This is a genomic window from Nostoc sp. C110 (assembly GCF_043099725.1).
Lineage (GTDB): Bacteria > Cyanobacteriota > Cyanobacteriia > Cyanobacteriales > Nostocaceae > Nostoc > Nostoc muscorum_A.
On the sequence record NZ_CP171137.1, the window covers coordinates 175,674 to 188,665 of the forward strand.

The 12,992-nt window shown below is 40.1% G+C and carries 11 protein-coding genes; 10 read left to right on the forward strand and 1 reads right to left on the reverse strand.

Annotation, left to right across the window (positions count from 1 at the left end; all coding sequences use genetic code 11):
• From ACFFRD_RS00885 to ACFFRD_RS00930, 10 genes are all read left to right on the forward strand, one after another.
• Nucleotides 1–720 (forward strand): hypothetical protein, encoded by a 720-nt coding sequence (locus ACFFRD_RS00885; RefSeq protein ID WP_114083231.1) that lies wholly within the window; start codon nt 1–3, stop codon nt 718–720.
• A gap of 52 nt (nt 721–772) precedes the next feature.
• Nucleotides 773–1,873, forward strand: a complete 1,101-nt coding sequence (locus ACFFRD_RS00890) for a hypothetical protein (protein WP_392475910.1) — start codon at nt 773–775, stop codon at nt 1,871–1,873.
• Between the two features lie 147 nt (nt 1,874–2,020).
• Complete coding sequence (locus tag ACFFRD_RS00895) at nt 2,021–2,812, forward strand: hypothetical protein (RefSeq protein ID WP_392475911.1); 792 nt, start codon at nt 2,021–2,023, stop codon at nt 2,810–2,812.
• Complete coding sequence (locus ACFFRD_RS00900) at nt 2,809–4,362, forward strand: TrbI/VirB10 family protein (RefSeq protein WP_392475912.1); 1,554 nt, start codon at nt 2,809–2,811, stop codon at nt 4,360–4,362. The genes ACFFRD_RS00895 and ACFFRD_RS00900 overlap by 4 nt, the downstream gene beginning before the upstream one ends.
• The gene (locus ACFFRD_RS00905) at nt 4,359–5,114 is read left to right on the forward strand and encodes a hypothetical protein (RefSeq protein WP_392475913.1); all 756 of its coding nucleotides are present in this window, start codon (nt 4,359–4,361) and stop codon (nt 5,112–5,114) included. Before ACFFRD_RS00900 ends, ACFFRD_RS00905 begins: the two co-directional genes overlap by 4 nt.
• On the forward strand, nt 5,111–6,310 hold the full coding sequence (locus tag ACFFRD_RS00910) for a hypothetical protein (RefSeq protein WP_392475914.1): 1,200 nt from the start codon (nt 5,111–5,113) through the stop codon (nt 6,308–6,310). The genes ACFFRD_RS00905 and ACFFRD_RS00910 overlap by 4 nt, the downstream gene beginning before the upstream one ends.
• A 2-nt stretch (nt 6,311–6,312) precedes the next feature.
• Complete coding sequence (locus ACFFRD_RS00915) at nt 6,313–8,082, forward strand: type IV secretory system conjugative DNA transfer family protein (protein WP_392475915.1); 1,770 nt, start codon at nt 6,313–6,315, stop codon at nt 8,080–8,082.
• 5 nt (nt 8,083–8,087) lie between these two features.
• Nucleotides 8,088–8,579: a relaxase/mobilization nuclease domain-containing protein gene (locus tag ACFFRD_RS00920; protein ID WP_190898127.1), complete on the forward strand. Its 492-nt coding sequence runs from the start codon at nt 8,088–8,090 to the stop codon at nt 8,577–8,579.
• Between the two features lie 155 nt (nt 8,580–8,734).
• On the forward strand, nt 8,735–11,851 hold the full coding sequence (locus ACFFRD_RS00925; RefSeq protein WP_392475916.1) for a DUF3854 domain-containing protein: 3,117 nt from the start codon (nt 8,735–8,737) through the stop codon (nt 11,849–11,851).
• A gap of 5 nt (nt 11,852–11,856) precedes the next feature.
• Nucleotides 11,857–12,621 (forward strand): hypothetical protein, encoded by a 765-nt coding sequence (locus ACFFRD_RS00930; RefSeq protein WP_392475917.1) that lies wholly within the window; start codon nt 11,857–11,859, stop codon nt 12,619–12,621.
• Here the strand turns inward: ACFFRD_RS00930 and ACFFRD_RS00935 are convergent.
• Nucleotides 12,618–12,860, reverse strand: a complete 243-nt coding sequence (locus ACFFRD_RS00935; protein ID WP_392475918.1) for a hypothetical protein — start codon at nt 12,858–12,860, stop codon at nt 12,618–12,620. The two genes, ACFFRD_RS00930 and ACFFRD_RS00935, sit on opposite strands and share 4 nt — an antisense overlap.
• Nucleotides 12,861–12,992: the final 132 nt, after the last annotated feature.

Here is a 12,992-nt window from a genome sequence, read left to right on the forward strand (position 1 = left end):
ATGAAACCAATCATGAAGAAATTGACTATTGGTGCGATAGCTGCTGCTACTTTTGGCAGTTTACTTATTGCTGCACCTAGCTATGGCATCAGCATTAACGATTTTTTTAGTTCTATTGTTTCGGATCTTCAAAGTGAAGTTGGTGAAATTCAAACCTGGGCATCTGATGAGATTAACAGTGCTTGGGCTGACATCAAAGAAAACGCTAATGCGGCAATTGATAGTTCTATCGGACAATTGGGTGCGCCTGACCCAATTGCTTCGGCTGATCAATTGAAGGATTCACTTAAGGACGATTATTCTTATCCTGTCGCCCAAGAAAAAGCACAGAAGCTCTCACGTGACCTAGCTTTGGCTTCTGTCGCTAGCGTGGTCAGCGAAAAAGGACAGCAGCAAACTCAAGAAAAAATTGATACTACTGCACAAATTGCCCAGCAAGCAAAAGATATTTCTGATCAAGCTCAGGACATGGATGCCTCTCAAAACGTTCTCAAAGCGATCGCTGCTCAGAACGGCTTAATTGTGTCGATGTTAGCAGAACAACGTACTGATTCGCTGTTAGCCCGACAGGACAATGCTTACTCTAACCTGATGCTGACCCAAGTGGCGGAGCATCTTGACTCCCAACGGAAAAAGGAGAACTCCGAAGAAGATGGCAGATTGTCTCTACTACATGAAGTCGTACTTAATGCACGGCTAGATCCTACTTCTGCTGACTGATGTAGCGTTCAAATATCTTTCAAAATTACTGTATTGAGCAAGGATTCAAATCATGTTTTTACTAGCGCAATTAGATGGTGGCGATTTAGCTGATTTAGCAAGAGAAAATGCAGCTTCAGTAGCACAAGGATTTGATGAGCTTTGGAACGAAACTATTACAGGTGGTGTTTATTCAGCAATTTGTACAGTCGGAGCTTTATTCGCTATAGCAACACTAACTTTCTTCGTCGTTGAATGGACAAAAAAAATGATGGCGGGGGAAGAACAAAGAGCTTATACTGATTTTATTTGGCCGTTAATAGTTGTCTATCTCCTAAGTAATAGCGGAGATGCTTTAGGAAAATCAACTTTGGGGATTAGAAACTATATTAATAATGTAAATAATATAGTTCTTAGCAAGGCTGCTGCGGGAATTGACCTCAAGCAAGCGTATGAAAGTGCATTGGGAACTGAAGCAGCACGTAGCGCTATTGGTCTTGCTGTAAATAAATGTAGAAATTCATCTTTAAGTCAACAAGAAGAAATCAACTGTTTGAATCAAGCTAAAGAAGATTTAACCAAAAAATATCCAGATAAGTTTAACAAAAATAATGGAGTTTTTTCTTGGTTTGTAGATGCAATTGATGGCGCTATCGATGCTTTTAATGATGTGAAAGATGGTAAAGCAAATGGAATTGATTTAATTTTATCTCCTATTAATGCTTTTGTTGGGTCTGCTGTTACTGACATAGTTACGATAATTTTAGTCGGAATGAATGGGGCTTACCAATGGGGAATTGAACTGACTATGCTCGTAACAGCACTGCTGGGGCCTATAGCTGTTGGTGGCTCTCTGCTACCTTACGGAGCTAAATCAATCTACAGTTGGTTAGTCGGATATTTCAGTATAGGTTTTGGCAAACTTTGCTTCAATATCATTGTTGGTTTCGCCGGGCAATTAGTCGCTGATTCTAAATCTTATCAGCCAATGTTTTTCCTATTTACAATTGGTATAATTGCGCCATTCTTAGCTACAGGTTTAGCGGCTGGTGGTGGCGTTTCTGTTTTACTTCAAATTAATAAAGCTGCTGAAACTTACAGTGGAATTGCCATTGAGGTTGCTAAAGGAGTTGCTACTAAAGGTGGTAGTTTAGTCGGAAAATTAGCTAAATAAAACGTAAGAATTCAGCACTCAGGATTCAGAAGCCAGAATTTAAAAGCAATGAGCGGATAACTCTTCTATTGATTGAAAAGGATTCACTCTTCTTCTCCAACATTCTGACTCCTGGATTCTGACTCCTGGATTCTGACAATAAAATCTATGCTAAATCATCAAAATAAACCTCAACCAAAAGAACCATTACAATTACTTAGTTACAACAAATATGTAACAACAAGAGTTGGAATAATTTCTCTGGCTGGGTTTTCAATGGCTGCACTTTCTCTGCTATTACAATTCCTAAATTATGGAGCAATTAGTGTTTTAAATAAAAAACAATTGGCATTAGTACAACTTTCATCAGGAGAGACAATTACCGCTAGAGCAGTAGACCCAAAAGAACGGTCTGATGAAGTAATTAAAAAATTTGTATCTGATACGTTTATTACTACGTTTAATTGGGATGGATTAGTAAAAATATTTAATGAGAAAGGAGAACCTATCACTAAGCAAGATACTGGGGTAGAAGTAGGTAGACTTAATAAAAAATCTAATAGTAAGGTTACGACTAGAGCCTATGATGCTGCATTTGCTTTAAGTGAAAATGAAGGATTTCGCCCCGCCTTTCTCAAGAAATTAGCATCAATCACTCCGACGGGTGTATTCAATGGTGATACTCAAGTATCTTTAATCCCCAGATTCATATCTCAACCACGCCAAATTAAAGCAGGGAAATGGGAAATAGATTTTATTGGGACGCTGGTAACTTTTGAGCGTGAGAATAACTTAGGTAAAGGAATTGCTTTCAACAAAACCGTTACAGTTTCTTCAATTTCTAATCCAGAATATATCCCAGCTAATACCACTGATTTAGCCAAGAAGATTTATGCAGCCCGTCGCGCCGGATTAGAAATTACCGAAATTGTAGATTTAAACTTCGGGAGAAGGAAATGAGTGAAGAGAATAATAAAAATGGATCTGTATCGACTTTAGAGGATTTGCTTAAAATAGATGATGTTAATAAAACTAATGGTAATAAAGCACCAGAACCAGAAAGTTTATTAGTACCAACTAAGCACACATTTGTTACTTCTCCTTGGTCAAGACTAGCAATAATTGCTGTCCCTTTTGGAGTTGGATTTTTAGCGATATTTTTGATGCTCAATGGTGTTTTCAATCCCGCACCAGCACCAAAGATTGGTCTGAAAACGCAGGAAATACCGACCACTGAACAAGCCCAAGAAAGTGATGATGGAGACGGTGATGCGCGTGCAAAACTCGCTCTGTCGGATCAAGAAGATGAGTTAGGTCGCATTAACAAAAATAGATTTGACCAACCAGCGCCAGTACCAGTTTCAGTAGACCAAAAGGTTGTGCCATCTAACCCACCATCTCCACGACCTGCGCCACGGAGTGTTCAAAATACACAATCACGTCGCGTAACTCAGACTACTCCACAAGCGATTAGAACCTACACTCCGCCACCAACACGCACGAGTTTTTCTCCAAGATCCTCTATATCTGCACGGACAGTAACGCCCCTAGATCCCCTTGAGCAATTGAACAAACTCCGTGGCATCGGTTCTTACGGCAAAATCGCATACGCCGAAACTAGCACCAGCAAACAATCTTTATTAGATCCGGATCTTACTCAAGCAGTTCAAAATCAACCGAATGAACAAACAGATACAAATAATTTTGACCAAACCACGCCGCAAAACTCAAGCGACTCGATTGAAAAGATCCGCCCCAGGTGGCAAGCAACTTCTAAAGTTAACAAGATTACTTTAGCTAACAATTATTTACCTCAAGAAAGCCAAATTCTCCAAGGCAAACAAACTCGCTACCTTACCGTTGGCACTTTTGCTAGTGGTGTCCTTGTTACATCTTTAATTCAAGCCACAGTTAATAATTCAGGGCAGACACAGACACAAACACCAACCTCTAATAACACTAGGTCTGTCGCTAGACTGCAAGAGGATTTACGCGATAACTATGGGCAAGTGGCAATTCCTTCGGGAACAATGCTAGCAGTCGAGTTAGCTTCAGTTGATGGCGGCAGTTACGCTGTCGCTTATGTCAGAGCGATCATATTAGATAATACAGAATATCCTATTTCTGCGGGTGCGATTTCCGTGACAGGAGTTGGTGGTACACCCCTAATAGCTCGAAGATTTCAGGACAGGGGTGGCGAGATTGCCCGTAGTGACTTGTTTGGTGGTGCTGTGTCTGCATTGGGGAAGGTTGGGGAGATTATGAACCAACCGGATAGTGAAGAAGAAATTTCTGATGAATTCACAGGCAGGATTCGCAGACGTAGTAGTGGCAATCAGCGCAATCTCACTGGTGCGGTAGTAGAAGGTTTTTTTGGTCAAGTTAGCCAAAACATCAGCCAACGTAATCAACGTAATACTCAAGAAATTACTTCTCGCCCTAATACTTGGTTTATTCCACAGGGAACCAAAGTTACCTTTAATGTAAATCGCTCTTTAGAGTTGCCATGAAAAGCATAATTAACATAGTTACAAGCGGCACTCTAGCGTTGGCTCTCGCCGCGACTCCACTATCCACAATTGCCGCACCAGTCGTTCGCATCATCAAACAAACTCAAGCTAGTGGGACGCAGGCCAAACTACAAACTATCAACGTTTGGAATGGTCACGGTGTGGCAATTTCTTTCTATGAAATTGGCGAGACTATCAAAAAAGTCTGGTTAGACGATCCGTCGCAAATTCTGCTTGACACAGATGGTTGCTTAGAGGGGCTGGATCAGAATTGCTCTAGCCCCGGCGCTGGACTGATTCATCTGCGACGGATCAAAAGAGTAAACATTCCCGGAATACCGCAAACATCTACCACTTTGTTAACAGTAATTACGCAGTCATCCTCTGGGGAGCGTAAGGCTTACAGTTTTCGGCTAGCAACAAGTAATGGCACTCCTAAATATAGTCAGGTAACGATCCAGAATGAACTGGCACGAGAACAAACAGCCCCGAAACCTCAATTGCAATCATTAGTTAAAACACAGCAAACAATTAACCAAATTCGAGGCGGTATTGTTGTCGCTATTAGAAGTGGATGGATTAATCAGCAAGATGAACTACATCAACGATTGCAAAAGTTGATCGGTTATTTACAAGCGGGTGATGACATTTCTACTGCTGCTAATAAGGCTTCTGTCTCTCAAAACTTAGCTAATAAATTAATTGCTTTGAGTAATAGTTCTGAGAATTTGACACAAGGTAATGGCTTATGAAATCATCTTTACGACCCAATGATAACGCCTTACGTTACTTCATTTTTTTTGGTTTAGTAGGTAGCTTATTGATTCATAGTTTCATAAAATATGGGCTATTGAACTCTTTTGTAGGCTTTTTGATGCCCAAGGCATCTGCACAAGTACCCGTTATCAATTCCCCTAATGGGTTTACTCCTGATTGGTCGCGCTTGCGTTTTAGCGACATGATTATTTCTGTAAGTAGCAGTGTTACCTACCCAGGCACAAGAGGTACAGAAACTAGAACTTGGACGGCAGGACAAAGCATTAGCGAATTTATGGAACTGGGAGATTTTGAAACACCTCAATTAGCAATAGAAAATTTAAATCTCTCAACCATAGCTTCAGTACAAGGAATCAATTTAAGTAGGTTAACATTAGATGATTTTCAATTAACTCAATGGCAAACTTTACCATCTTTAACCAAAGCTATCCCTGACTTAGGTAATAGAAATGTCAGAAGTGTTAAACCTGTCAGTGATTTTTTGAGAAGATTTGGAATTACCGGGGGCACAATAGGTAACGCCAGCCGATATTCTCGTTTACGTGACGTTCAATTAGGAAGAGTAATAAATTTAAAAAATTACTCACTAACATCTATTTCCAACATTCAAAACACATCTATTAATAGATTTGAGAATTGGCAAGACTCCAAAATTAATGGAGTACCTGGACTATCAACTTTGACATGGGATAACCTACCAGGACTGCGAACACTTGACCTTTCATTTGTTGCCAAAGTTGATCTGCCATTGGGAGATATTGAAGCTAACCGTACCCGTTCCATATCTGGTAGCTACCAAGATGGCTTTAATGTTCCCTGTCTACAAAATAATTGCGCTCATACGGAAATGTCAGGCATTGCTAAGACTACTGGAACACAGTGGATATCCGGGAAATTCCAAAAGGTTAATGGTGGATTTGGCATTTTAAAAGCCCTTAATGATGGTAAAGAGCCTACTGGTCGAAACCCCTTTGGCTCTAGTTTTAAGCAAGTTGTTTGGAATATTTATGAAGGCAGTGGAAAGGTGGAGACTACTATGTTCTTCCGTATTTGTAAAACTATACCCTTCATTGGTCGCACTTGCAGCCCCTACTTCATTGGGCCTGTACCTTTTATTGAGTACCAAGAGAAAGACCCTATCGTTCTTGGTCAACCTAATTCTCTACCTTAAATATGAGCAAATCTTTCAAAGTAAATAGCGCTAATCCTCAAGGATTTCGATTTGAGCAATTACAAAATCATAATGACGCAATTGGCAAATACACTCATCATTTATTTACCCCCAATGGGCTAACAGTTTTGTCTTTACTTGGTGCTTATATTTTGCTCAGGGTATTTTTTGGCGATGGTAACAAGAAGAAAATTGCTACCTCTTATTGGGGTGGAGCTAAAGAAACTGCTACTGCTCAGAAAAAAGCCATCTTGCAAATTGCCAGTCCCCAATGTGATAGTGCTGCACTTTATATTGGTCGGTATCAAACTAAAAGTTCAGGTACTACTTTCTATATACCTGATGTGCAACGGGGTACAGCCGTCATCGGCGCTCCCGGTAGCGGTAAAACATTCAGCGCCATTAACCCGATGATTTACTCCGCAATTGATCAAGAATTTCCATGTATAGTTTATGACTTTAAATACCCTTCTCAAGCGAAAGTTGCTGCTTATGCTAAATACAAGGGCTACGATGTTCACATCTTTGCACCGGGATTCCCTGAATCTGAAGTTTGCAATCCTTTAGATTTTCTCCGGGATAGTAGTGATGCCGAATCGTCCCGACAAATTTCCACTGTTATCAATAAAAATTTCCGACTTCTGGGCAATTCAACTGAAGATGGGTTCTTCGGCCCGTCTGGTGATCAGTTGACTCAGGCAATTCTGATGTTAGCTAAAGAGTTCGGTCAATTCGCAGATGTTATGACTTGCGCGGCGATACTTTCTAGCGAACAAATGGTCAAACGCCTCATGGCTGCTTCACTTAACCCTTGGGTAAAAATTGCCTTTGGTCAGTTGTTCAGTTCCGCAGCTAGTGAAAAAACTGTCGCCGGCATTGTTGCTACCGCCAGTATTATGTTTACGCGATTCATGGCGAAAAACACATTAGGATGCTTCATCGGCAAGACAACTTTACCTTTGGAAATTAAAGGAAAGCAGATGATTATTTTCGGGTTGGACAGAGAGCGCCGAGATGCAGTAGGGCCCCTCATGACCAGCATTTTACACATGACCATCGCCCGTAACATTGCCAAAAAGCGACTTGATCCACTCATCGTTGCACTGGATGAATTACCTTCAATATACTTACCTGATTTATATAGATGGCTAAATGAATCTCGTTCTGAGGGCTTCTGCGGTATTATCGGCTTCCAAAATATGGGGCAGCTTGAGAAGAACTACGGTAAAGATATCGCTAAGGCTATCCTTGGTGCTTGCAGCACTAAGTTTATATTCAATCCTGGTGAGAACGAGTCGGCGCAATTGTTTTCCAACTTCTTAGGTGATGAAGAGATTAAGTACAAGCAAAAAAGCCGTTCTACTGGTAGTAAAAATAATAGCACGAGCATCAGCGACCAAGAGAAAACTAGAAAGCTTTTTGAATCGGCTCAATTTCTGAAGTTAATTGCTGGCAAATGTGTTTTTATTAATCCGGCTTATGCCAATCAAAAGGAGGGATCTGTTCCTTTACTCAAAACTATCAAAATTAATGAGCCGCTCAAAAATATTGATAAATACAATCAACTGAAATGGGCAAGGATTGTCAGTTTATTAGCTAGAAAGAGTACACAGAAATTTCCCTCACAGCAAGATTTAGCTTTGCGAGTTAAGCAAGTTGATTCACGCTTTCCGCTTCCCGAAAACCCTCAAGCTATTTCTAATAATTCTGGACTAACATTCAAAGAAGTCGGCAGCATGATTAATCAAAATAATTCTGATAGTGGAATTTGATTGTTATGAAAATGACTATTGAAGAATTGAAAATTAATAATTTTGAACTAATTCAAACACTATCTCAAGAGAAAATTTTAGCAAATGGTAGTTTTATTGATATTAGTCTGCCTCCCCTTCAGATTATTCAGGAGTTTAAGACTTTATCTAAAACTAGACGAAAGCTGAGGAATTTGGGCATATATACTATCATCAACCTAAAAAACACTTACATCCAACTAAATCAAGAATCTTGTCTGAAAATTGTTAACCGATATATTCACGGTATCGGCTGGCATGATTTGCAGTATATCTGTTTTTTAGATATTCAACCTAGTAATATTTATATTCATATTATTTTTAATCGCATTACACCCCAAGGTAAGCTCATGGATATCAAATGCTTAGGGGCTAACTGGCAACAATATGAGGTATTACGTCAAGCTTGTTCTCTCATCATCGACAACCCTGTTCATAACAAATATTTGCAAAGACGATTCTGCAACTGTTGCGGTTAGACAAGAACGTAGAAAGGAAGCTGTTCTTGAGCAAGGGAGGCTCTTGAGGAATGAGAAAAATTTAATTCTCTCCCTGCTTCTCCTCTCCCCCCGCTCCCCCTGCTCAAGAGCCTCTTTTGACCCTTTACCCTTTACTCTGCTACACCCAAATAGATATGTTTGATGAACGACATTTGCAACTCACTTCCGCTTACGCTAGAGCTAGTCAGCATTTTATTAGAGCTTTTATTTATCCTTTAGGAGAGTTTATTTACAAATCAATCGAATCAGCTATTGATCTAAAATGTCGAATCGAAATAGGAGAAGAAACTTATTTTCTTACTCCTGATGAGGATGGTGGCTGGAAATGGTCTAAAAATAACTTTGAAGGTGTAACAGATGAGTCAATAGAACAAGTAGAAGAGATAATGGCATATTTATTGCCTAAACTTCTTCCCGGCAGTAATGATATAACACCGTCGAATTTTCCTCCTGAGCCTGATTTACCTCCAGTTTTACCTAACCCCAATTCCCCCTTAATTCTTCCGCCTTCTGCCACATCTGTTGAGTTTTTAACTATACCATTCGATTCTCAAAATCCCCAGGAATATCTACCTATTCAAGACCAAGAAAATCTAGGTTTAAATGCTTCCATCCAGAGAAATGTTTTTTTTACAGTTGAAAGCGCCAACAATGGCATAAGTAGTAAAAAACTTGAGCTACAAAATACTCAACATATCCCGCATCACCCAGAACATATTGATCCGCAACATTGGCACGAACTCGTAGTAGGCAGCGCGATCGCACCAGAAATTGCACATCTCAACTTCTCTAGTCTTCATTTTAGCTATGTCGGTGGGGAACATGAAGCTTGGGAACGGCTGATGATCAGCGACAAACTCTCACGTACAAATACAGGTAGCCTCTCTATTAGGCTTTTAGAACTCTATTCCCATCTAGATGCAGGTGGCTGGTGGTGTAATTCAGGGGTAGACCCGCGCACATTTGCTAATCTTACCCCTGGTGAGCAACCTCAAATTAAAGAATGGGGATGTTATAAGCCAAACCGCCCCAGACCCAAAACCGTGAAAAAAGATGGGTTCACTGTTGCGGTTGAAGGCAAGTTCATTAAATATGAGCATCCACCATCAGTTGATTTGAGTATTTTCTTGCTAGATGTCCCAGGCGTGATTGCCCAAAATATTTACTCAAAAGCTGGAGTAAACCCCAGCGATAGCGATCGCTTGAGTGGTTTTTGGTATTGTGTGTATAAACACAATATTCCACTCGTCATTACAGAGGGGGCGAAGAAGGCGGCTAGTCTACTATCACATGGTCATGCTGCCATCGGGCTACCGGGAATTTCCTCCGGCTATCGCTCACCTAAAAACGAGTGGGGCAAGAAAATTGGTGATTCCTATCTGGCTGATGAGTTAGCTGTTTTCGCAACTTCTGGTAGAGAAATCAAAATCTGCTTTGATTATGAAACGAAGCCTGAAACTAAGCTCAATATCCAAAGAGATATTTGTCAGACAGGAAGCTTATTACAAGAATTTGGTGCTGTCGTTAAAGTAATAACGCTGCCAGGGCCGCATAAGGGTGTAGATGATTTTATAGTGGCACAGGGAGGAGAAAGTTTTGAAAAGCTATCTGCTGGGGCTATAGCTCTAGAAGAATGGCATCAAAATCAACTTGATAGAAAACGTTTTACTATCAAGCTCAAAGATGGCACAGTCAAAGCAATTGCTCAACAAAAAGGAGATTTTACTGTGACAGATGCTCCCGAATTAGAAGCAAACATGAATGTATTTCATAAGAATCGTCGTCAACCATTTATTGACCCTGGTTCACAGATTATAGATATAAAAGTTATTGATTCAGACATTATTCATTTAGATGTTGCTCTTGAGGCAGCCCAGCAAACTGAAACTCCTGTAATTCCACAAAACACAAAAAGCATTACTTCCTGGGCTAAAAAAGAAAATGTTACAGTTTATGAGCCTAATTTTTTTAGAAAGCGCCTAGAAGCTAGCGAGAGTAAACAAATAGCTTTTGCTGCTTATACTTTGTTAAAAAAGTATGGTGTTGAGGCTAAAGATGAACAACAGCAGACCAGTGGCAAAATCTACCATGCTGATGCTTTTGTAATCAAGAATCATGGTGCTGATAAATACAGTATCTCTCGTCGTCATGATGATGTAGAGTTAATGACTTTTCAAGCTGATAAATGGGGACACGTAGGCAATATTAAACTTTCTTACACAGAAATAGAGTCTGAGCCAAAAATTTGGAGAGAAAAACAAATTAACATTCTGCCTATTGAAAGACAGGAGTTTTTGTTAGTGGCTGACTACCTGAAAGCTGGTAAAGAATTACCCTCTGTTGATGAAGACCCTCGTAAAATAGCCTCTGTCGTTGGTTCAGTCTCTCCTAAAGGCACACACAATATTTTAGAAAGTTTCAAAGAAAACGAGGTATTAAAAATTCTCACACAAACTATTACTAGCTTCGAGAAAGATGATTTAACCTTGGGCAATTACCGGATTCTTTTTCGGCAAACCACTGACAATACATCTACTCTGCAATTACTCAAAACTGAACACAATGGTACAAATCGGGAAGCTGTTCGCTTTCAGTTTGACAAAACTGACACTGGTATGACTCATCAAGTCCAAGCGATGGCTATCACTGAAGCTGATTTGGAGAAGTTAAGACTGTTGGCTCAAAAACTGCATATTAATTACAAAGCATTATTTGGCAACCCGACAGACACCCGTGACATCGACTTGCCCCTTCATCCCGAAATTACCCGTAACTTAGACAATGATCAGTCACACCAATCTACTCAATCTACGCCTAACGCACCAGATCGCAAGACACAATCAAACCCACAAGAAGCAAGCTTTAATTCTCCAAAACAAGACAACGCTGTGCTACCACTACATCCAGTTTTAAAACAATATTGGGAGCAGTTAGAAAAAGATGGTTCAAGTCATGAGACTGTAGCGCAAGGACATTTAGAATTTCAATCTAAAATTCAGCAAACTGGCAAGCTGACTATTGGGGAGCAACGTGAACTTTACCAAAAAATTCTCCTTCAAAGTCAATTCGAGCAGCAGAACATTGGGCAAACTGATATTTGTCTTCCTCCTTTGAGTGATGTGATTCAGGATTTGCTCAATACTCGTAGCCAGATTATTAACAATACCTATACGCCCAAGGTTGAAGTACATTCCCAAAAATCTCACATTCCACAACAACCTACTACTAATTCACAGGAATTAGAATTGTAATACCTATGCAATCTAGCTCAGTGGCCCAAACCATCACTACCATCAACCGCAACAGTGGCTTTTCTGACAACCAAATGGCCTACAGACTGGCGCTGATGATGGAGAAACACCCACCTTCACCGTCAATAACCCCCGCACTAGACCCCACACAGCGCGAAAATATTATTGGTGAGGTGAGAAATACTCTATCTCTTACGCAAAATGCTCAAAGTATTGAAGATTACAGGCAATCCCTTAAGGAAAAATACTACCAAGAGTACGCCCAAAAATTTGGTTTAAATAAATCTGAGGGAACACCTGATATAGATAACTCAACAAGAGTTGAAGATTTGATCAATGAAAAGAAAAAGACATTCTTGCAGCAGATATTAGAAACTAAAGGGCGCAAACTGCCTTTTGTTGACAGCCAACAGTCAAAATTGGTTGAGACTGTAAATAATCAGGTTGTTAAAAAGTCTCTGATTCCTGCACTAATGAATATTATCGTTACAAAGGGACAAGATACTATTGGTGGTCGGGTCTATGAAGGCATGGCTTATCAATTAAATTTGTTGATGAGAGAAGGTATGCAGCGTCTGACTGTTTGGCGCAAAAGTGATAATCAATCGGCTTTTAGTGCTTATAAAGTAGATGATAACGAAGAATACAAAGTAATACACAATCACCTTTCACCACAAGAAACACAAAAGCTGATCAACTTTGATATTAGAGTGCAACAGCAACAGCAACAACAAAACGAGCGTTCTCCTGACGGCCCAGAGTTAGACTAACTAAAATACCCGACAAACAACCCAAGAATGTACGCACTTACTAAGACATATCGCTTAGTCACCCGCTCGAATTGTGACCAGGGTGAGATGATGACAGCTAATACTATGTAAAACAATGCTTGTAGAAAATCGTTGTGCCCCAGTTTGATAATTGCCGCTATCATCAAAGCCGCAAAAATTAGAAATTCCACTCCTGTTTCAATCCTGTCCCAAAGTTTCACATCATATAAGTAACGCATCAACTCACCTCTGTTATTTGAGGCACATCCTACCATCAACCCCATATATCTCGTCATCTTTGTAAGGAAATATAATGGTGAATTTGGTTCCTTGTTTGGCTACCGAATCTACCCTCATACTCAGTCCGTGAG

Bases quoted from the DNA above. Each gene is read 5' to 3' on its own strand.
- ACFFRD_RS00905 (WP_392475913.1), top strand. From the start codon at position 4,359: ATGAAAAGCATAATTAACATAGTTACAAGCGGCACTCTAGCGTTGGCT.
- ACFFRD_RS00920 (WP_190898127.1), top strand. From the start codon at position 8,088: ATGAAAATGACTATTGAAGAATTGAAAATTAATAATTTTGAACTAATT.
- ACFFRD_RS00885 (WP_114083231.1), top strand. From the start codon at position 1: ATGAAACCAATCATGAAGAAATTGACTATTGGTGCGATAGCTGCTGCT.
- ACFFRD_RS00900 (WP_392475912.1), top strand. From the start codon at position 2,809: ATGAGTGAAGAGAATAATAAAAATGGATCTGTATCGACTTTAGAGGAT.
- ACFFRD_RS00915 (WP_392475915.1), top strand. From the start codon at position 6,313: ATGAGCAAATCTTTCAAAGTAAATAGCGCTAATCCTCAAGGATTTCGA.
- ACFFRD_RS00935 (WP_392475918.1), bottom strand. From the start codon at position 12,860: ATGCGTTACTTATATGATGTGAAACTTTGGGACAGGATTGAAACAGGA.
- ACFFRD_RS00890 (WP_392475910.1), top strand. From the start codon at position 773: ATGTTTTTACTAGCGCAATTAGATGGTGGCGATTTAGCTGATTTAGCA.
- ACFFRD_RS00910 (WP_392475914.1), top strand. From the start codon at position 5,111: ATGAAATCATCTTTACGACCCAATGATAACGCCTTACGTTACTTCATT.
- ACFFRD_RS00925 (WP_392475916.1), top strand. From the start codon at position 8,735: ATGTTTGATGAACGACATTTGCAACTCACTTCCGCTTACGCTAGAGCT.
- ACFFRD_RS00930 (WP_392475917.1), top strand. From the start codon at position 11,857: ATGCAATCTAGCTCAGTGGCCCAAACCATCACTACCATCAACCGCAAC.
- ACFFRD_RS00895 (WP_392475911.1), top strand. From the start codon at position 2,021: ATGCTAAATCATCAAAATAAACCTCAACCAAAAGAACCATTACAATTA.